This window comes from Sporosarcina siberiensis (assembly GCF_042681925.1).
GTDB lineage: Bacteria > Bacillota > Bacilli > Bacillales_A > Planococcaceae > Sporosarcina > Sporosarcina siberiensis.
Genome location: NZ_JBHUGI010000008.1, coordinates 62,157 through 83,249 on the forward strand (window position 1 = coordinate 62,157; position 21,093 = coordinate 83,249).

19 protein-coding genes are annotated in these 21,093 nt (G+C 38.7%); 17 read left to right on the plus strand and 2 right to left on the minus strand.

Going from position 1 to position 21,093, the window contains the following annotated elements; translation table 11 throughout:
* Positions 1-32: 32 nt before the first annotated feature.
* The 8 genes from ACFSFY_RS05150 (at position 33) to ACFSFY_RS05185 (ending at position 8,871) form a co-directional block, all read left to right on the plus strand.
* Entirely contained in the window at positions 33-1,574 is a 1,542-nt protein-coding gene (locus tag ACFSFY_RS05150; protein WP_381536108.1) for a 2-isopropylmalate synthase, read from the plus strand.
* Between the two features lie 33 nt (positions 1,575-1,607).
* Positions 1,608-2,708 carry a 3-isopropylmalate dehydrogenase gene (gene leuB / locus ACFSFY_RS05155; RefSeq protein WP_381536109.1) on the plus strand — a complete coding sequence of 367 codons (1,101 nt, stop codon included), beginning with the start codon at positions 1,608-1,610 and terminating at the stop codon, positions 2,706-2,708.
* An 18-nt stretch (positions 2,709-2,726) separates the two neighbouring features.
* Positions 2,727-4,139, plus strand: coding sequence for a 3-isopropylmalate dehydratase large subunit (gene leuC / locus ACFSFY_RS05160; RefSeq protein ID WP_381536110.1), 1,413 nt, complete (start codon positions 2,727-2,729; stop codon positions 4,137-4,139).
* Between the two features lie 28 nt (positions 4,140-4,167).
* Positions 4,168-4,758 carry a 3-isopropylmalate dehydratase small subunit gene (gene leuD, locus ACFSFY_RS05165; protein WP_381536111.1) on the plus strand — a complete coding sequence of 197 codons (591 nt, stop codon included), beginning with the start codon at positions 4,168-4,170 and terminating at the stop codon, positions 4,756-4,758.
* A 129-nt stretch (positions 4,759-4,887) separates the two neighbouring features.
* Positions 4,888-5,589 carry a hypothetical protein gene (locus tag ACFSFY_RS05170; protein ID WP_381536112.1) on the plus strand — a complete coding sequence of 234 codons (702 nt, stop codon included), beginning with the start codon at positions 4,888-4,890 and terminating at the stop codon, positions 5,587-5,589.
* A gap of 114 nt (positions 5,590-5,703) precedes the next feature.
* On the plus strand, positions 5,704-6,168 hold the full coding sequence (locus tag ACFSFY_RS05175) for a DUF4870 domain-containing protein (protein ID WP_381536113.1): 465 nt from the start codon (positions 5,704-5,706) through the stop codon (positions 6,166-6,168).
* A gap of 108 nt (positions 6,169-6,276) precedes the next feature.
* Positions 6,277-7,275, plus strand: a complete 999-nt coding sequence (locus ACFSFY_RS05180; RefSeq protein WP_381536114.1) for a hypothetical protein — start codon at positions 6,277-6,279, stop codon at positions 7,273-7,275.
* Between the two features lie 255 nt (positions 7,276-7,530).
* On the plus strand, positions 7,531-8,871 hold the full coding sequence (locus ACFSFY_RS05185; protein ID WP_381536115.1) for a sodium/glutamate symporter: 1,341 nt from the start codon (positions 7,531-7,533) through the stop codon (positions 8,869-8,871).
* Positions 8,872-9,145: 274 nt separating this feature from the next.
* On the opposite strand, the gene ACFSFY_RS05190 is transcribed toward ACFSFY_RS05185, so the two are convergent.
* Positions 9,146-10,030 carry a TetR/AcrR family transcriptional regulator gene (locus tag ACFSFY_RS05190; RefSeq protein WP_381536116.1) on the minus strand — a complete coding sequence of 295 codons (885 nt, stop codon included), beginning with the start codon at positions 10,028-10,030 and terminating at the stop codon, positions 9,146-9,148.
* Positions 10,031-10,210: 180 nt separating this feature from the next.
* Here ACFSFY_RS05190 and ACFSFY_RS05195 point away from each other — a divergent pair, with 180 nt between their 5' ends.
* From ACFSFY_RS05195 to ACFSFY_RS05235, 9 genes are all read left to right on the plus strand, one after another.
* A complete protein-coding gene (locus ACFSFY_RS05195; RefSeq protein WP_381536117.1) occupies positions 10,211-11,713 on the plus strand; it encodes a DHA2 family efflux MFS transporter permease subunit in 1,503 nt (500 codons plus the stop codon).
* Positions 11,714-11,912: 199 nt separating this feature from the next.
* The gene (locus tag ACFSFY_RS05200; RefSeq protein ID WP_381536118.1) at positions 11,913-12,053 is read left to right on the plus strand and encodes a hypothetical protein; all 141 of its coding nucleotides are present in this window, start codon (positions 11,913-11,915) and stop codon (positions 12,051-12,053) included.
* 96 nt (positions 12,054-12,149) lie between these two features.
* Positions 12,150-13,316, plus strand: coding sequence for a saccharopine dehydrogenase family protein (locus tag ACFSFY_RS05205; protein ID WP_381536119.1), 1,167 nt, complete (start codon positions 12,150-12,152; stop codon positions 13,314-13,316).
* Positions 13,317-13,438: 122 nt separating this feature from the next.
* Positions 13,439-13,585, plus strand: coding sequence for a hypothetical protein (locus ACFSFY_RS05210; protein ID WP_381536120.1), 147 nt, complete (start codon positions 13,439-13,441; stop codon positions 13,583-13,585).
* Between the two features lie 75 nt (positions 13,586-13,660).
* A complete protein-coding gene (locus ACFSFY_RS05215) occupies positions 13,661-14,359 on the plus strand; it encodes an AIM24 family protein (RefSeq protein WP_381536121.1) in 699 nt (232 codons plus the stop codon).
* Between the two features lie 150 nt (positions 14,360-14,509).
* Positions 14,510-15,079, plus strand: a complete 570-nt coding sequence (locus ACFSFY_RS05220; protein WP_381536122.1) for a TetR/AcrR family transcriptional regulator — start codon at positions 14,510-14,512, stop codon at positions 15,077-15,079.
* A gap of 68 nt (positions 15,080-15,147) precedes the next feature.
* Complete coding sequence (locus tag ACFSFY_RS05225) at positions 15,148-17,349, plus strand: YhgE/Pip family protein (protein ID WP_381536123.1); 2,202 nt, start codon at positions 15,148-15,150, stop codon at positions 17,347-17,349.
* Between the two features lie 170 nt (positions 17,350-17,519).
* A complete protein-coding gene (locus tag ACFSFY_RS05230) occupies positions 17,520-18,302 on the plus strand; it encodes a hypothetical protein (protein ID WP_381536124.1) in 783 nt (260 codons plus the stop codon).
* A complete protein-coding gene (locus ACFSFY_RS05235; protein WP_381536125.1) occupies positions 18,299-19,600 on the plus strand; it encodes a glycosyltransferase family 2 protein in 1,302 nt (433 codons plus the stop codon). The genes ACFSFY_RS05230 and ACFSFY_RS05235 overlap by 4 nt, the downstream gene beginning before the upstream one ends.
* A 59-nt stretch (positions 19,601-19,659) precedes the next feature.
* Here the strand turns inward: ACFSFY_RS05235 and ACFSFY_RS05240 are convergent, their stop codons facing one another.
* Complete coding sequence (locus ACFSFY_RS05240) at positions 19,660-20,973, minus strand: short-chain fatty acid transporter (protein WP_381536126.1); 1,314 nt, start codon at positions 20,971-20,973, stop codon at positions 19,660-19,662.
* Positions 20,974-21,093 lie beyond the last annotated feature (120 nt).

The following is a 21,093-nucleotide window of genomic DNA, read 5'->3' on the forward strand; positions in this document are numbered from 1 at the left end:
TCTGAATCTGAAATAGAAAGAAGGGGTAGTAAGTGCGGAAAATCGACATATTTGACACGACACTACGCGATGGTGAACAAGCTGCTGGTATTAATTTAAACACAGCTGAAAAAATAGAAATTGCACGTCAATTGGAAAAGTTCGGGGTAACAATTATTGAAGCAGGATTTCCTGCTTCATCCCCGGGTGATTTCGATGCTGTACAAAGAATAGCCAATATGGTCAAAAACTCAACTGTTACGGGACTTGCCCGTGCTATGAAGAGTGATATCGATCGGTCATGGGATGCTCTGCGTGGTGCGGAACAGCCGCATTTACACATATTCCTTGCAACATCACCGATTCATATGGAACACAAACTTATGAAAACGCCTGATCAAGTTGTTGACATAGCAGTAGAAGCTGTTAAATACGCAAGTAAATTATTCCCTCTTGTGCAGTGGTCTGCAGAAGATGCGTTTCGGTCAGACAAAGAGTTCTTAGTCAGAATAATCAATCAGGTTATACGTGCGGGTGCAACAACCATTAACGTTCCAGATACTGTTGGTTATGCAACACCGGCCGAGTACGGTGCATTGTTCAAGTATTTAAAAGAGAATGTCACGGGAATTGAAAAAGTTAAACTTTCCGCACATTGTCACGATGACTTAGGAATGGCTACTGCAAATACGATAGCGGCTATTGAAAATGGTGCGGATCAGATTGAAGGTACTATAAATGGTCTTGGTGAGCGTGCTGGAAACGTTGCAATTGAAGAAATTGCTGTGGTACTTCATATTCGCAAAGACATATACGGGGTTCAAACAGATTTGAAATTGAACGAGATTAAACGAACGAGTCAACTTGTGAGTCAGCTTACGGGTGTTGTCATCCAGCCGAACAAAGCGATTGTTGGGAAAAATGCATTTGCGCATGAATCCGGTATTCACCAAGACGGCATGTTGAAGAATCGTGAAACTTATGAAATCATTACTCCTGAATTAATTGGTGCTACTGTTGAACCTCTTGCATTAGGTAAGCATTCTGGAAGACACGCATTTAGTGATCGAGCAATTACAATGGGCTTCGATTTAAGTGCTGATAAGTTAAATGAAGCATTCGTTGAATTTAAAAAGTTGGCGGACCGTAAAAAAGAAATTACAGAAGAAGACTTGTTCATCTTGTTTACAGATCAACAAATTCGATATAAAGATACACCGATTTATAAATTAACGAATGTGCAAGTACAATATGGAACAGCAAATACACCAACAGCGACGGTTTCAGCTATTGTTCCAACGGGTGAATCCGTAACTGTAGATGCGACTGGTTCTGGTTCTGTAGAAGCGATTTTTAATACATTAGAAAATCTTGTCAAAGGAAAAGTTCATATTCTTGATTACCGCGTTTCATCGGTAAGTAAAGGGCGAGATGCACTTGCAGAAGCAGTTGTAAACTTGAGCATTAATGGTCAAGCAATTACAGGGCGCGACACAGCGCAAGATGTTTTGGAAGCATCCGCTAAAGCGTATTTAAATGCTGTTAATCGACATCTTGTGAATGATTACGTAGGAAACAAAGTAACTAGTATTTAATTGATAACAAAAAAATAAGGAGGAGAACTCATTATGGAAAAAAGAGTAGCAGTTCTACCAGGTGATGGCGTTGGACCAGAAGTAATAGAGGCAGCAGTAAAAATTCTTCAAGTAATTGAAAGACGATTCAATCATACTTTTAAATTCACACATGGCTTAATTGGCGGCTCTGCTATCGACAAGCATGGCAATCCTTTACCGAATGAAACAATTGCTCTTTGTGAAGAAAGTGATGCAGTTCTTCTCGGTGCTGTTGGTGGACCCAAATGGGATCAGTCACCATCAGAGATACGTCCAGAAAAAGGGCTATTAGCAATTCGAAAGCATTTCGGTTTGTTTGCTAATTTACGGCCGGTAAAGGCTGTGCCGTCCCTACTCCAAGCATCTCCTCTAAAAGAAGAAGTTGCCAAGAATGTGGATTTACTCATCGTGAGAGAATTAACAGGCGGTTTATATTTTGGTGAACCAAGCCGACGCACAGAAAATTCCGCTGTAGACACACTCGTCTACACAAGAGAAGAAATTGAGCGTATTGTTGAAAAAGCATTTGAACTTGCACGTCTCCGTAGAGGTAAAGTAGCTTCTGTTGATAAAGCGAACGTTCTACAAACAAGTAAGTTATGGCGTGAAGTTGTTGAAGAAAAGAAAAAAGGATATCCCGATATCGAGGTTGAGCATATGTTGGTCGATTCAACTGCGATGAAATTGATTACTAATCCGGGTGCATTTGATGTTATTGTTACTGAAAATATGTTTGGTGATATTTTAAGTGATGAAGCATCCGTTATAACAGGCTCACTTGGTGTGTTACCATCTGCTAGTTTACGTTCTGACGGGTTCGGTTTATATGAGCCGGTTCATGGTTCAGCACCTGATATCGCTGGCCAAGGAAAAGCGAATCCGGCAGCAGCAATATTGTCAGCGGCAATGATGTTGAAATACTCTTTTGGAATGGATACAGAAGCTGCGGTAATTGAAGAAGCGGTGAATGCGGTTTTTGAAGACGGTTTCTTCACAGCGGATTTGGCAATGGAGGGACAACGGGTATTATCGACTAAAGAATGGACAGATAAAGTAGTAAATGAACTTGATATACAGTCCGTTTCAGACTGTATTATGTATACGTACGCTTAAGGGAAGGGGAAGTGGAAAATGGCTAAAACAATCATCGAAAAAATTTGGGATCAACATGTTGTATATGAAGAACCAGGTAAACCAGATTTACTTTATATAGACCTTCATTTGTTGCACGAGGTTACTTCCCCTCAAGCATTTGAGGGGCTACGGCTTGCAAATCGTTCCGTTCGTCGACCGGATTTATGTTTTGCAACTATGGATCATAATGTACCAACGCGAAATCGAGATGCAATAACAGATCCGATTGCACAAAAGCAAATTTCAACTTTGCAAATGAACTGTGATGAGTTTGGTGTTCCACTTGCAAATATGGATCATCCCGACCAAGGAATCGTTCATATCATTGGACCTGAACTTGGACTTACACAACCTGGTAAAACAATTGTTTGTGGAGATAGTCACACATCAACACACGGTGCATTTGGTGCTATTGCATTTGGAATTGGAACGAGTGAAGTTGAGCATGTTTTGTCTACCCAAACACTTTGGCAAGCAAAACCAAAAACAATGGAAATCAAAGTTACAGGTGAACTAGGTTTCGGTGCGACATCAAAGGATTTAATACTAGCGATTATCGCGAAGTTTGGAATCGATATGGGGAACGGTCATATCATTGAATATACAGGTGAAGCCATTCGTAACCTAACAATGGAAGAGCGCATGACAGTTTGTAATATGTCCATCGAAGCTGGTGCGAAAGCAGGTTTGATTAGCCCGGATGAAACGACAATTGAATATTTGAGAGGTCGTCGCCACGTTCCAAAAGGTGAGGATTTTGACAAAGCAGTTACAGAGTGGCTTGCCCTTGCGACAGATGAAGATGCAGTTTATGATACGGTCTTGGAAATTGATACGAGTGAAATTGAACCATTCGTAACGTGGGGTACAAATCCTTCAATGGGTTCGGGTATTTCGAGTCATGTACCGTATGCATCTGATTTCGAATCTGAAACAGATAAGAAAGCTTTGAAAAGTGCATTAGCATATATGGGATTGGAAGAGGGAATGCCTCTTACATCTATTGAAATTCAGCATGTTTTTATAGGTTCTTGTACGAATGCTCGTCTTAGTGATTTAAAAGCAGCGGCTAAAATTGTTGAAGGTAAGAAAGTGAAAGCATCTGTAACGGCAATTGTTGTACCAGGTTCACGTACTGTGAAAAAACAAGCAGAAGATGCAGGGCTTGATAAAGTCTTCCTTGAAGCGGGTTTTGAATGGAGAGAGTCAGGTTGCAGTATGTGCTTAGCAATGAATGATGATGTCGTGCCTTCCGGAGAAAGATGTGCATCTACATCCAATCGGAACTTTGAAGGGCGCCAAGGTGCTGGATCTAGAACACATTTGGTGAGTCCAGAAATGGCAGCAGCAGCAGCTATTGCAGGTCATTTTGTAGATGTTCGAACAGAAAATCTGGCTACAGTAAATTAATGCTGATTTTTAAGAAAGGAATGATCTCTTGGAACCTATTAATAGAGTAGAAAGCATCATTACGCCACTAAATCGCAAAAACGTAGATACGGATCAAATCATTTCCAAAGAATTTTTAAAACGTATTGAGCGTACTGGATTTGGCAAATACTTATTTTACCATTGGAGATTTAATTCGGATGGTACAGAAATAAAAGATTTTGTTTTAAATGACGATCGTTTTGAAAACTCTAAAATATTAGTTGCACATGAGAATTTTGGCTGTGGTTCTTCAAGAGAACATGCACCTTGGTCGATTTTGGATTATGGTTTCAATGTTGTAATTGCTCCTAGTTATGCAGATATTTTTTACAGCAACTGTATGAAAAATGGGTTGCTTCCGATTCGACTTGAAATTTCCGAAGTGGAAGAATTGCTCGCAAATGGTCAACAAGAGCAGTTTTCAGTTCAGGTGGATTTGAAAGAACAAACGGTTACGGGTGAGGATGGAAAGTCCTATTCATTTGAAATTGATCCATATTACAAAAACATGTTGTTAAATGGTTGGGATGAAATCGAGTTAACTTTTCAATACGAAGAACATATTGCAAATTATGAAAAACGACAACAACTCGCTTAATGTTATGAAAAACACTTCTGAAAAGCCGAATAGGCCTTTGGAGGTGTTTTTTTATTTTGTCGAAATTTAACGTCGTCTTAACCTTTATTGAATAACATATAAAGAAATAATATGTTGGGGGTGTTCGTTTTGAAAAAGGTACTCGTATTTTTCGCCATGCTAATTGTGAGCTCGCTTTTAGTGGGATGTATATCAATACCTTTAGGTGATGGCGGAAAATTAGAGGTTTCAAAAGATGGAATAAGTATGAATCCGGGTGAAGCAGAAGCGGAAGTAGTGGAAGTAGAAGAAGTAGAGGAAATAGAGGAAATAGAGGGAAAACAGGAGGATGAAGCAGTCGAAGAAGATGTGACTGAGGAAGAGTCCCAAGATGAAAAAACGGATGGAAACCTTAAGGCTGTTGTTAACGCAGAATCAGGAAGATGTGGTGAATTTATCGAAGATCCAAAAATAAATGACCGAACAATTGCTGAATTCCTTGAATTTGCTCCTATAGGTTTCTCGTTGCCTGATTGCTCACTTATAGACTCTATGAGTGATAGCTATAATTCAAGTTACGGAGAAACAACGATAGATGCATACATCCAAGTGCCGGGAATTTGGATTGATATGTACGATTATTATGATGAGTCTTTTGGCGAACTGAATTTTAAGGAAGTAAAAAGGGATAAGAATAATAACGCTAAAGAAGCTCGAATAAGCGGGGATTTGGCTGAACATGCATTTAGGATTCATATAACCCAAGTGGATAATGAAGAGGAAGATATTGCGAAGATAAGATTCGTGATTTATAAGTATGATGAACCTAGAGAGGAATATCAAAACGACTGATAGAAAACATGAATTTAGTAAGGAAAGCACAGTTGAAGTGACAGAGTTTAACGTTAACTTAACATTGCAGTTATAAAATAGAAAATAAGAAAAGACTAGGGGGAGGAATTGCGAATGACAAATGATCAACAGACAAATCCGAGTGCGGGGGACCGAGCAACTGAACAGACTATTTTTAAGGAAGAAACGATTGTAAAGAAACCAACGGCTTTAGGACTTGAAGAAAATATTGCAGGATTATTAAGTTATTTGTTTCCACCAATCATTGCAATTGTTTTATTGTTTATGGAAAAAGAAAATAAATTCGTCCGCTTTCATGCGATACAATCTATTATTTTGACGGTAACAATAATCGTTTTAGCAATCGGCTTAACAATTTTTGGCGTAATCTTAAGCGCAATAAAACTGGGCTTTATTGGCGGAATAATTTCGTTTGGATTTTGGATACTTGCAGGGCCTTTGTTCTTTTTCACAGCAGTGTTCTTGATTTATCAGGCATACCAAGGAAAAATGTTTAAGCTACCAGTCATTGGTAATATCGCAGAAAAACATGCTGGGCCAAAATCAGTAGAGATATAAGTATATAGAAGCTCTTTTCATATCGATTTTACATGAATGAAGTGGAATAGCAGCAAAATTCGAAGCATAGTGTTTAGAAGATGGAGTTGTAAAGAAGGAGGTAGTGATATGACTGTTATGCAATTAGTTAGAAAAACAATGCCTTTTTTATTAAGTAGAATAGTAATATATGGGATCTTTGGAGTCGTGGCTTTACTCTTTTTAGGTATTATGATTGGAATTGGTTTTTTACTTCTTAAAATGTTTGGTGAAGGATCGGCTGCGTTTATCATTGTTATGCTTTTTGCGTTTGGAGGTATTTATGGTGGTTTACGGTTCCTAGAACGATATGTGTTATACATGGTGAAAGTGGGACATATATCCGTAGTTGTAGAATTGCTCAGAAACGGTCAAATTCCGGATGGAAAAGGGCAAATAGCATATGGGAAAGACCAAGTGAAGAAAAACTTTGGTTCAGTAAACGTAGCGTTTGTTATTGATAAAGCAGTACACGGTGCGGTGAAACAAATCCAACGTTGGATGCTTCGTGTAGGTGAGTTTTTCAGTTTTGTTCCGGGTGCAAAAAACATTATTGGTATATTAAATTCAATAATGTCTGTGAGTCTCAATTACATCGATGAAGCGGTAGTCAGTTATATTATTTTGCGAAGAAATGAAGAGAGAGCAGAAACAGTTTGGAAATCCGCATCTGACGGTGTCGTTTTGTACGCGCAAAGTTGGAAAGGGATTATCAAAACTGCAGCAGGTGCGGTTCTTTTGATTTATGCATTTAGTATAATTATATTTTTAGTATTTGCACTTCCGTTAATGGGGATTGGTAGACTGATGACATTGAATTCACCAGAGCTAGGATTTTTCACAGGTGCGATTGCTTTGATAGCGGCATATGTTCTAACGGTTGTATTAAAAAGAGCAATTGTTGACCCAATCGTAACGATTGCGATGATTCGTTCGTATCAAATGAGCATCAAAAATCTTGAGCCGGAAATCGATTTGCAACAAAAGTTATTAGGGGTATCCGGGAAGTTTAAGAATTTATTCAACAAAGGAAACGAAGCTCCGGCGCAACAAGCAAGTCCACCGAGTCCGGTAAATATCGCCACATGAAAGATAGGATAGAACCAAAAGTATAATAGAAATAAGTTAGCAACCCCTTCGTTTAATAAACGAAGGGGTTGCTTTTTAATTCCTTTGAATGTTCGCCATTTTTCTGTTATTACCGATATGGTTTACCTGCACAATTAAAAATGTTATCTTAGTCAAGTCGGAAATTATTTGTTTAATAACAAATGCAAACGCTCTCAGTTTGCTTATGATAAATGAACATAGAGTAAAAATGCTGAAATGGTTAGGAGAATATAAATGGAGTTTTCACCTTGGGTTTTATTCACAGATATTGGTCTTATCTGCTTGCTGTTGATTGTTGGAACAATCATTCGTGCGAAAGTCGGTTTTGTGCAGCGGTTGTTTTTGCCTGCAAGTATTATTGCCGGAATTCTCGGTTTGGCATTTGGGCCAAACGGATTTGGAATTCTGCCTTTTTCAAGTCAAATTGCAACATATCCAGCAATCTTAATAGCGGTCATTTTTGGAACGCTGCCTTTGGTATCTCCTAGAGTTGACTGGAACGCGATTAAAACCCGAGTGGGAAGTATGTGGTCTTATTCACAGCTTGCTATGTTGTTGCTTTGGGGTGGAGGACTTTTCTTTGCGCTACTGTTTATTAACCCGTTCTGGAAAGATTTAAATTCAGGTTTCGGATTAATTCTTGCGGCAGGATTTGTTGGTGGCCATGGTACGGCTGCAGCAATTGGTTCTACGTTCGCGCAAAGCGGTTGGGAAGATGCTACTTCTCTCGCGATGACATCTGCAACGATTGGTATCATAAGTGCAATAACGATTGGTATTTTATTTATTAAACGAGGATCTGCAAAGGGACAGACTTCTTTTCTTGCCTCTTTTGACGATTTGCCAAATGAACTTCGAACTGGGTTGATTCCACTAGAATCTAGAAAAAAATCTATTACAGATACGGTCTCACCAATGTCGATTGATCCGTACGCTTTCCATTTGGCGATCGTTATGATCATAGCGATGGGTGGATATTCTTTAAGTAAATTAGGTGTGCTTCTATTACCAAGCGTTGCAATACCTGCATTTTCTTTAGCTTTTCTTGTCGGTTTGGTCGTTAAAAAGATCATGAATGCAACCAATTCGGAAAAGTATGTCAGTGTCGATGTGATTACTAGAATTAGCGGCAGTGCTACAGATATCCTTGTAGCATTTGGGATTGCCTCAATTAGTTTATCGGTAGTAATGGATTATATATTTCCGCTCGCGCTACTTTTTGCATTCGGTTTGGTTTATGCTTACGTGTTTTTTGCAATACTTTCTATAAGATTTTTCAGTGAGTATTGGTTTGAAAAAGGAATCTTCACATGGGGCTGGACAACTGGAACTGTAGCTATGGGTATGGCGCTCTTACGAATTGTAGACCCAGATGCTAAGAGTAAAACATTGGATGACTATGGGCTTGCTTACATTCCAATTGCGCCTGTAGAAATCATGCTCATTACCTTTGCACCGCTATTAGTAATTAACTCACAATCATGGGTTTTTGTTGGAATTACATTTGTTTTTGCTATAGTTATATACTTAATGGCAATTAAATATAAATGGCTGAATCGTACAAGTGTAAAATAAAGACCAATATAATAATAATGAAGTCATGTGGGCAGCGCTGCTCGCATGGCTTTTTTTTACATGAATTGCATTTGGAATTTGTTGAGTGGAGGAAGGCTTACAAAAGCGTATTGTATTACCACAAATCGGGATTGTGACAAAATAAAAAAGTCGATTTTCCCAAACAAAATGGAAAATCGACTTTGTGTATTGGCTATACTGTAGGAACAATAAGGATTTAGTTTAGATAAATATTCATTGTCTGTTCTATAGTATGAAAGTAGATGGACGTACTTTATTTAAGTGTCTCTAAATATCTCCATAAACTCGATGTAATTTCATGGACTTCTCGTTCATCTGGAGTGTCAGCGAAAGATTCTCGGAATGAGCGTAAAATCGTTTCAAGTAAAAATATCCGTGGGTGTTCTAAACGTAGTTCGTTCAAAATGAACTGGATATATTGTGTACTGCAAGCTTTTACATCCTTATCAATTTCCTCATTGAAACGCTCTAAACGTTGAACTATCTCGGTTTTGGTTTGTGTATATTCTTCGTGTCTTGTATCGATATTTCTTAAAATACGTTCATTTAGTAAGTGGTCAGAAGTTTTTATTATGTCGGACATGATTGAATCGAGCCGGCGAAGAATATACTCTACCAGTTTAATTGCACTGAGTTCTTCATCTGAATCCACTGCCCACACATGAATCATATGTTGCATCATACCCATCATTAAGATGGCGCATTCTTGTGCAAATGGGGCAGCTTCATCCCCGTAAACTTCAATTAGTCGATTGGTCAGCCAAGCCAACTCCGCAAGATGATGTTTCCTCGCGAAAGCTTTTAAATCCGCATCTCCAGAATAAAAAACAGCTTCAAAAATGGGTAAAAGATTGTGGTCGCGATTGACCATTAAGCGGACTGAAATTTGTTCGGCGAATAATTTCTTGTCGGCTCTGCTTTGTCCAATCATTAATTCTTGTCTTCTAATCGTTGTTTCATCACGTCCGTTGTCTAATATCGCCATTAAACACTCGTTTTTAGTTGAGAAATAATTATAAAAAGTACCTTTTGATATCTTCGCTTCATCTAATATGTCTTGTACAGATGTGGCTGCAAACCCCTTTTTTAAGAAAGAATCTTTTGCAACTAATAAAACATGTTGTTTTCGATCATTCAATATACTTCACCCTTACACTGTTGGTCTACCTATATAATAGTCCCTAAGCGTTGAGTAATCAATGAAAGGAGATTATCTAGTTTCGTATAGTTGCATTTTTTGGACTAGGAGTCTAATATGTTTAGAGTAGCGAATTATTGGTTCGAATTATATGGGCAACCAATGAGTGGAGGAAAATGAATGGATATTAGAAAAATGCATGAAAAACCGCCTTATGGCATGATTGCAATTATGTTCGTAGGTGCATTTGTTGCATTTTTGAATAATACATTGTTAAATATTGCTTTGCCTGCAATAATGGATGAATTTAGTGTGAAGCCTTCTCAAGTACAATGGCTCACGACGGGATATATGCTTGTAAACGGAATATTGATTCCAGCAAGTGCTTTTTTTATTCAAAAATTTACAAATAGAAGATTGTTTATAACAGCGATGGTACTGTTTTCGCTTGGGACAACATTGGCTATATTTGCTCCGACATTTAGTTTGCTTGTAGTCGCAAGAATGATTCAGGCTTCTGGTTCGGCTATGATGATGCCACTGCTTATGAATATAATGTTAACAGCATTCCCGATTGAGCGGCGTGGTGCTGCAATGGGGATCTTTGGTCTAGTTATGTTTACGGCACCTGCAATAGGTCCGACATTGTCTGGATGGGTGATCGAGCATTACACATGGAGAACACTTTTCGTTATTGTGTTGCCAATCTCACTTTCGGTACTCGTTTATGCGATTTTCAGATTACGTAATATTACACCGAATCGTGATATGACATTAGATCTGTTTTCTTTACTATTATCGACGATTGGATTCGGAGGTTTACTGTACGGTTTTAGTTCTGCGGGGGATAAGGGCTGGGATTCACCAATCGTTTACGGAACAATTGCGATTGGCGGAATTGCGCTTTTAGCATTTGTTATTCGGCAATTACGCATGGAGGATCCGTTGTTGGATTTCAGAATTTATAAACATCCAATGTTCGCGTTGTCGTCTGCAATCTCGATTGTTGTGTCTGTTTCAATGTTCTCTGCAATGATTTTAACACCACTTTATGTCCAGACAATTCGAGGGATTTCACCACTGGACTCTGGTCTTCTTATGCTTCCAGGTGCGGTTTTAATGGGTCTCATGTCACCAATTACAGGTCGTTTGTTTGATAAGTACGGAGCGCGAGGTCTTGCGATTATAGGGCTTTCAATCACGATAATCACGACCTATTATTTAAGTAAATTGAATTTAACATCTGACTATTATTTTATAATGTTCATTTATACGGCACGAATGTTTGGACTTTCACTCGTTATGATGCCGATTATGACAAATGGTTTGAATCAGTTGCCAATGAAATCGAATCCGCATGGTACTGCGATGAATAATACATTGCAACAAGTATCCGGTGCGATAGGTACAGCGATTTTATTAACAATAATGACCAAACGAATGGAATCAGCAGGTGCAAAATTATTTGCCGAAGCTTCAGCAACTGGAAATGTTCCGACAGCAGCAGACAGTCTCGCGTTATTCAAGGAGGACTTGGAGTCAAAAGCGATGCTCGATGGAATTAACTTTTCATTTTTCATAGCAACTCTCGTTGCAGCAGTAGCACTTGTGTTAACATTATTCGTGAAACGAGTCGTACCTCCTAAAAATGATGCAGCATACGAAGACATTTCAGATAAATAAAGATTTAGAAAATGAGCCCGCCAATGTCTTGGCGGGCTCATTTTTATATTGTTGAAATTCTTTTAAAGATTCTTTTAAATAAAAAAGGGTTTTGTCGGAATTGGTCGAATAACATAGGGTGGAAGTGTTTACACTTACGGTATTTTAATGTGTAGATATTTTCGTTTTAGAATTTCTTTTAGAAAAGAGGTTTGATGCAATGAGTTTATACGGATCTTTCAGTCGTTCGTGGCAACAAACTGCGGTGATGAATTATTCAGCAGTAACGACGACCGTGAACAAGGAAGAGTTGGCGCAAGTGAGATTGTATACTAGGGACGATGTAGACCTGGTCGTTTAAAAACTGAAAAATTAATCATTTATTTCGGCGCAGAGTGGTGCCGGATTACCTATAGAAAATCGGAATATAAAAAACACAAAATGAGGAGATGTAGATATGAAAGTTGTAATTCTTGGAGCAGGTCTAATGGGGAAAGAAACAGCACGTGATCTTGTAAAAGGTGAAAATGTTGAAAAGGTATACTTAGCAGATTTAAACGTCCAACAAGCCAAGGACTTTGCTGCGGATCTTAAGTCCGATAAACTTGAAGTTCTTTTGTTGGATGCTTCAAATGATCAGCAATTGGCGGAAGTCATGTCACTTGGAGACGTTGTAGTCAATGCGCTTTTCTATACGTTTAACGAAAAGGTTGCACGTACGGCAGTTGAAATCGGAGTAAATTCAATTGACCTCGGTGGACATATCGGTGGCGCAACAGACGCTGTACTAGAACTTGCTGAGAAAGCCGTTGCTAAGGGTGTAACACTCATTCCGGATCTTGGAGTAGCTCCAGGTATGATTAATATTCTTGCAGGTTATGGTGCTAGTAAGCTAGATACAGTAGATTCAATGAAATTGTATGTTGGTGGAATTCCAGTGAAGCCTGAACCACCACTAAATTACAATGTTGTGTTTTCATTAGAAGGCGTATTTGATCACTATACGGATTCATCGCATGTGATTCGTAATGGAGAATTGCAAGAAATTCCATCATTGTCGGAAATTGAAACGATTACATTTGAGAAGTACGGTGAACTCGAAGCGTTCCATACTTCTGGAGGAACATCTACATTAACTAAATCATTCCCGAATGTGAACACGCTTGAATATAAAACAATTCGTTACAAAGGGCATGCTGAAAAGTTCCAATTGCTCGTAGATCTTGGATTGTTATCACGTGATAACGAAGTTTCGGTTGGCGGAGCAACGGTAAAAGTCCGGGATGTTATGCGCGAGCACTTATCACCTCAACTTCGTCTAGGAGATAAATCCGATGCTGTACTTCTTCGTGTAATTGTTAGCGGAGTAAAAGACGGTTCACCAATTACACATGAGTACGAACTCATTACGGAGAAAGATCTTTCTGTAAATGAAACAGCAATGGCTCGTGCAACTGCAAACACGATGTCCATCGCAGCTCAAATGATTGGTTCTGGAGTTGTCAATACACCAGGAGTACACACACCGGAAACAATTATTCCAGGAGCGCTTTACATTGAAGAATTGAAAAAACGTGGCGTTATGATTAAAGAAACTGAAAAAACAACAAAAGCGCTCGTTTAACTCGTAAAAACTAAATGGATGATGCATTTCAGAATGCCAAAGAGGACATTTTTTCTCTTTGGCATTTTTTTGTTTTTTGGGCAATAGGATAGTTGTTACCGCAAAGGGAATAGGCTGTTTGGTTGGACTATCGAAGAATTGGTTGGGCAATCCTCTTGTTTGGTTGGACGAACAGCGGACGTGGTTGGACGAACTCGATTTGGTTGCACAATCCTCTAATTTGGTTGGATAAACCACTAGCTTGGTTGGACTATTCATTAAAACGATGAAATTAATTGAAACTTCTGCTCTTTAAAAACGTAAGTATATAAACATTAGGAATAGTTGAAAGGGGAATGATGCATATGGGGAATTACTCAATTGATGAATTCATTAGACAAACGAAGCAAGATGAACGTGAAAATGATTATTTTGAGTTGGAAACGCCGCGAATTCTAGAAGTGAATTTAAAAGATCTGGTTTGGGCGAAGGCCGGTTCAATGATTTCCTATACAGGACAAATTAAGTTTGAGCGTGAAAAAATACTGGAGCATGGCCTTGGAAAAATGTTTAAGAAAGCATTTACGGGCGAAGGTACTTCACTCATGAAGGCGCAGGGGAATGGGCGATTATACTTAGCGGATCAGGGGAAAAAGATTACCATTTTCGATCTGAACAATGAGTCGATTACTGTGAATGGCAATGACCTTCTTGCTTTTGAACCGACCATTGAATGGGATATTCAACTAATGAGAAAAGTGGCCGGTATGGTGTCGGGGGGCTTGTTCAATGTCACATTGAAAGGGAAGGGGAGAGTAGCAATTACTTCTCATTATGAACCACTCACACTGCTTGTGCGTCCCGGAGAGCCTGTAATTACAGATCCGAACGCAACAGTAGCTTGGTCGGGTCATTTAACTCCTGAATTTAAGACCGATATTAGTTTTAGAACATTTATAGGTAGAGGAAGCGGGGAATCTATACAAATGGAGTTTTCTGGTGAGGGGTTTGTAATTGTTCAACCGTTTGAAGAAGTATATAATACTCAGAGCCCATCTACTTAAGAATTTAAAAAGATCTGCAGAAGGAGATATCTTCTGTAGATCTTTTTGAAATAAAAACCTTGCAATTTCAATTGAATGAGTATAATATAATGACTATATGACCAAAAGGGTTTTATAGTCACTTATTTGAATGAAAAGTGAGGTGGAGAAATGGACCGCAGACAGGAAGTCTTAGAAGCGGCAGCGAAATCATTTGCGCTCTTCGGTTACAAAGCGACAACAATGGATCAGGTTGCCAAAATCGCAAATGTTGGTAAAGGTACGATTTATACTTTTTTTGCAAATAAAGAAGAATTGTTCAATGCCGTAGTATTGAAAATGGTTACTGAAATGAGAGCAAAAGCGGATGCTGTAGCAGTTGAAGGCGCACCTTTTGAAGAAAATGCACATGCGAGATTAATGCAAATGCTAAAATTTCGAGGGACACACCAATTGTATGCGAAGCTTATAGATGAAGAAAGAGAAATTCGCACACCGGCTGTAGGCGAGGTTCTAATAGGTATTGAGAAAGAAATTATTTCGTATATCAATGAAAAGATCGTCAAAGCAATTCGTAAAGGTGAGTTGAAACCGTGTGATACAGAAATGGTTTCGTATTTATTATTTAAAGCATATATGGCACTCGTTGTCGATTGGGGAAGAACTCATGAAGACGAGATTGAAGAGGAACGTATTGTTGAGGTATTAAGTGGGACAATTTTTAAAAGTCTCTTGAGATGAGACTTTTTTTATGACTATAATTGACCGCTTGAGGAAAGTGGTCATAAGGTTCTGGAGGAGATTTATTAATGAAAAAAACGATGGCATGGGCTGAATGGAAACAGCTGCTTAAGACGAGGAAAATGATTATTCCACTTATTGCAATATTATTTATACCGGTACTGTACGCAGGAATGTTTTTGTGGGCGTTTTGGAATCCATACGCGAATATGAGTGATTTACCTGTGGCGGTCGTCAATTTAGATGAAGGCGCTGAAATGGAAGGTGAACAACTAGCATTAGGGAAGGACTTGGCGAATAATCTAGTTGATGGTAAGCAATTCGACTTTATAATTGTTCCAAAAGATAAAGCAGACCAAGGCCTGGAAAATCAAGATTATTATGTTGTGATTGAGATTCCAGAAAATTTCTCGCAACATGCAACAACACTTTTGGACAAAGAACCTGAAAAGCTAACGATTGTGTATAAACCGAATGAAGGGTACAATTTTTTATCGGCACAAATTGGTGAAACCGCTATGGATCGTATACAGGCTGAAGTAAATAAACAAGTTACTTCAACGTATGTAGAAAAACTTTTTGCTTCCATTACTGAAATGGGTGATGGTTTTGGTGAAGCTGCGGACGGTGCAGGTGAATTAAAAGATGGTGCACATGAGTTGGCATTAGGTGCTGATGATTTAAAAGGTTATCTTGCAACATTAGCGAGCAGTACAATTACGCTTGCGGATGGATCACAAAAATTGGCGAATGGCGCTAAAGAAGCTGCAAGTGGTGCACAAGAATTAAACAATGGGCTTGGAAAACTTTCAATAGGTTCAAAAGAACTTCTTGGTGGAGCACAAAAAGCAACTGAAGGCGCAAACAATTTAAAAGCAGGAATTACTGAATATACAGATGGAGTCGGAAAACTTACTGAGAGTTACAGCCAACTGAATGAAAAAGATAAAGAATTCAATACATCTGTCAAAACGTTAAACGAAAAATCACAACAACTGAGTGGGGCAGCGGGACAACTATCTGGTGCAGCTTCGGAGTTGAATGCAGGGTTAGCGGGCTTAACTTCCCAACTTGCTCCAATTCTAGAAGGCTTACCAGAAGAACAAAAAGCCGCCCTTGGAGAAGCACTTAATCAATTGGAGAAAGGCAGTGCAGGCCTTTCAGCAGGAATGAGCGATTTATCTGCGGGAACAAATGGACTTGCAAAGGGGACTGAACAGCTGAACGGAGCTTCCGGACAACTTGCAACGGCAAAAGATCAAGTACTCGCAGGTTTGCAGAAACTAAATGGTTCTTCAACAGCACTTCGAGAGGGTTCAAATGCTCTTTTAACAGGAAATGCAACACTATCTGATGGGATTGCAACACTTTCTGAAGGAGTGACATCTGCAAATAATGGCTCAAGCAAATTAGCTACCGGTCTTACGGAATTAATTAAAGGAACAGATACACTTCAAACGGGAACGGGAACACTTGCATCGAAATCACAAGATCTTGCCAAGGGATCGGTAACATTGGCGGATGGAATCGGAGAATTAAATAAAGGAACACAAACATTACAGGAAAAACTTGCAGAAGCAAATGATACTGCTAGCGAGGTAAACCCTACAGAGAAAAACTTTGAAATGGCCTCGGCGCCTGTTGATGTAGAAAACGCGGGTATCAATAAAGTACCTAACTACGGAACCGGTTTTGCACCATACTTCTTATCACTGGGATTATTTGTAGGTGCTCTTCTATTATCCATCGTATTTCCACTTGTTGAACCAGCTATTAAGCCAACAGGAGCATTTGGATGGTTTTTAAGTAAGGTATCGGTACTTGCAGTAGTAGGTTTCTTACAAGCTATGATTGCTGTTTTCGTTATTAAATTTGCATTAGGAATGGAAGTAGAGAATATGCCGTTGTTCATCGTAACAGCGATCATTACAAGCTACACATTCATTGCGATTGTTCAAATGTTTGTATCACTTTTCAGCGATGCAGGACGATTTATGGCGATTATTGTCTTGATTTTACAATTGACTACGAGTGCAGGGACATTTCCTCTTGAGTTAATACCAGCACCGTTACAAATATTCAACAAGTTACTTCCTATGACTTATTCGGTCCATGCGTTTAAAGCATCTATTTCAACAGGGGATACGTCATTCCTTTGGACAAATAATGCGATACTTCTAGCGTTTACTGTTGGATCTCTCGCAATCACATTTGGTTACTTTGCATTGCTTTATAAAAAAAGACATTCGAAGGAACTTGTGGAAGCGTAAATATAAATAGCAACTCCCGACATGAATTCAATGTCGGGAGTTTTTTCATTATTTTTTGGACAACAGCAGAATTTGATTCATAGGGCGTCAGAAATAAATTTAAAGTGAAATATAGGAGTATTAATTTATGATTTAGGGAATGGAGGGATATATATAGGAAGGTGATGAAAATGCATAAAACGACAAAATGGGATTCCTTCAAAATACCGGTTGTATCAATCATATGGATGCTGACAATGTGGTTGCTCATCGTACTATCATTCAATGAAGTACCGTACTTTTATTATTTAGGATTAGGAGTACTTGTAATTCTCTTTTTTAGTGTCCGGGATAGGCTGGCCTTTTTCTTTTATATTATCTTAACAATCACTACAGTGTTTTACTTTCTATATCTTGCCTTTATAGAAGGATGGAGTGTTGCGGAACAACTATCTGGCATCGGTACACATTTCCTAATTCTGATTCATCTATTTTCGCTCTATAGTCTATCCAAGTATATCCACCAGTTTCAAGAAGACAACAAACTGTTGAAAATACGTATTGACCAATTGGAAGAGTATATTTTAGAAGAGGGAATCTTGAGTAAACATGAGTTTGAAAAGCAAGCAGAACTTGTTCTTTCTACAATGGGAAGACGCGAAGAGACCGGATTCTACATAAAGATAGACCTTGCAAAATTAAATAAAACGGTTCGAAAGAAAATGATAAAGTCGCTAGGGGGCATGCTGTACACAACATTGCGAAAGAACTTTGATTTAATTGGGCAATACGATGATAAGACGCTCGTTGTATTACTGCAAAATACAGATGAAAAAGGCCTTGAAATTATCAACGGTCGGATGCAGCATTTAATGAATGAAAGATTAGAAGAAGAATCTGTGCAAAAAATAAAATGGAATCTTAGAAAAATTGAAGGACAAAAGAAGTTTGCTGAATTGGTGGTGGAGTCATGAATCGAAGGATGATTGTATTGCTGCTAATATTCTTCATATTCATTGTAGTGCTCATTATTTCGGCAATTTTCAGTATTAAAATTCTGCTATTTACGACAACAATTTTATTTTTAACTTTGCTTTTATATTACTCCCTTTTAACGGTAGCTGGACTTTATAATCGCTTGAAGCAAAAGGAGACACCGGTCCTTGACCATTATCCCGGGGTCGATATTTTAATTCCAGCTCATAATGAAGGGGTAGTCATTAAAGAGACAATCGAAGCAATGTTATCAATCAAGTATCCAGGCGACTTACAAATATATGTTTTAAATGATAATTCAAGTGACGAAACGGCTGAAATTGCAGATGCATTTGCTGAAACGTTTCGGAATCTCCATCATATTCTAGTTCCACCTGGTGAACCTCGTGGGAAATCGAGGGTGCTGAACTATGGTCTGAGCATATCGGAAAATAAATATTACTGTGTTTATGATGCGGATAATCAACCTGAGCCAGATGCGCTTGTGAAGCTGGTCGCAACTGCAGAAACAAATACTAAAGCGGCAGGTGCAGTTGGATATGTACGAACCCTAAACGAAGCAACCAATTGGCTGACACGTATGATTTCAATCGAGTTTCAAGTATTTCAATTGCTTATGCAGTCTGGCCGGTGGCAATTATTTAAAACGGGCTCCTTAACGGGTACGAATATGTTGGTCAAACGATCTGTCATAGAAGAACTTGGAGGATATGATCCATATGCAATTGCTGAAGATGCTGAATTGACGCTACGTATCACTCGGGAAGGGTATTATTTACCGATTGTTCCAGATTCAATTACTTGGGAACAAGAACCTGAAACATTGGCGGTTTATCTCAAACAGCGTACTAGGTGGTTGCAAGGAAACTTATACATTGTTGAGAAGACGCTGACAGAACCGGGTTATTTTAAAGGGAAGTTACTCGTTCATTCCATTCATCAGCTTCTTGTATATGTTGTATTTTGGTTATTTCTTTTGATTTCCTATGTATGGTTTGCATTAGGGATATTGGATATTTTCTATATTGAATATACATATCCACTTCTCTTCATTTGGTATCTAGCGTATATGGTCTATACTTCTCAGTTATTTGCAGCACAGGCGGCGCAAAGAACCTTTTCGCCCATTAATATATTTGTCAGTGTCATTATGTACTTTACGTATGCACAATTATTTTCTTATTTATTTATTCGCAGCCTAATTTCTTATATTAAGGCAAAGAAAAATCGACAAGTGATTGGTTGGGAAAAAACAACGAGATTTAAATCGAAATAAAAAAAGGAGTCCTTTGGATAGTATTTATCCAAGGGACTCCTTTTAAAATAGTGTTTTATTTAAAAGAAGTACAAACCAATCGTAATAACGACACCACTTAATAATAAAACGAATACACAGTACCCCATAATGTCTTTAGCGCGTAGACCGGCAATTGCGAGTGCAGGAAGTGCCCAGAATGGTTGAATCATGTTTGTCCATGCGTCTCCCCATGCAATGGCCATAGCTGTTTTGGAATAACTTACGCCAAGTGTTTGTGCAGCATCTAGCATAATTGGTGCTTGTACTGCCCATTGACCTCCACCTGAGGGAACGAAGAAGTTAACGAGTCCAGCAGATAAGAATGCAAAGACCGGGAATGTAGCCTCGGTTGAAATACTTACGAACCATTCAGACATTACGCCTGCGAGTCCAGATGCAACCATCATGCCCATAATTCCGGCGTAAAATGGAAATTGAATAATGATTCCGCCAGCCGTTTTCACTGCATTTGAAACTGCGGCAAGAAAACGTTTTGGTGTTCCGTGAAATATAATCCCTAATACAAAGAAGATTAAGTTTACAATGTTTAGATTCAAGTCGAATCCTTTTGTTACGAAATGTTGAATAAGATAAGCAAGACCAAGTGCACCAATCAGCATAGAAAGAATGACGCTGTTTTCAAGTCTACTTGCCGGTGTAACTTTTTCAACGACTTCGATTTCGATTTCATCTACTAACAACTTGGGATCTACAACAACCGTATCCTCAGGTTTTGGCATCATAAAACGATTTAAAATTGGAACTGAAATAATAAGTGCGGCAATAATAATTAAATTATAAGTTGAAAATAGTGTTTCGGATGTTGGAATAACACCAATCATACCTGCGAATGGATGATCCGCTGTTGCGATTGAAAGTGGAATGGATCCGCCAAGACCACCGTGCCAAATGATGAAGCCTGAATATGCACTTGCAATTAACAGACGATAGTCAACAGTTTTCACTTTTTTCGCAATTTCCTTAGCGAAAAGTGCACCAATTACGAGACCGAAGCCCCAGTTGATCCAACATGCAATTAATGAAACGACAGAAACAAGTACGATTGCTTGTCCTGGTGTCTTAGCAATTCCTGCAAGTGTACTTAGTAATTTCTTGAAAAATGGACTGCTTGCTAGAACATGTCCCGCTACAAGTACAATTACCATCTGCATTGTAAATGCTAAAAGTGCCCAAAATCCGTCACCCCAATGTGTCACCATATCCATTGGACTGGAATCCGTTAAACCAAGTCCTAGGAGAAATACGACTAACGTTAAAATTGCGACGAAAATATATGGATCGGGTAAGTAACGCTCCATAATCGTATTTGACCATCGTGTCATTGTCTTCAAATTGTTTTCCTCCTTATTTAGTCTCATGCCTATTCTATCTTAACCTTGTAACAAAAACGACACAATTCTAGTATAGTTGCTAAATCTACCTAAAAGAGAGACTGAGTAGTATTCGAACTC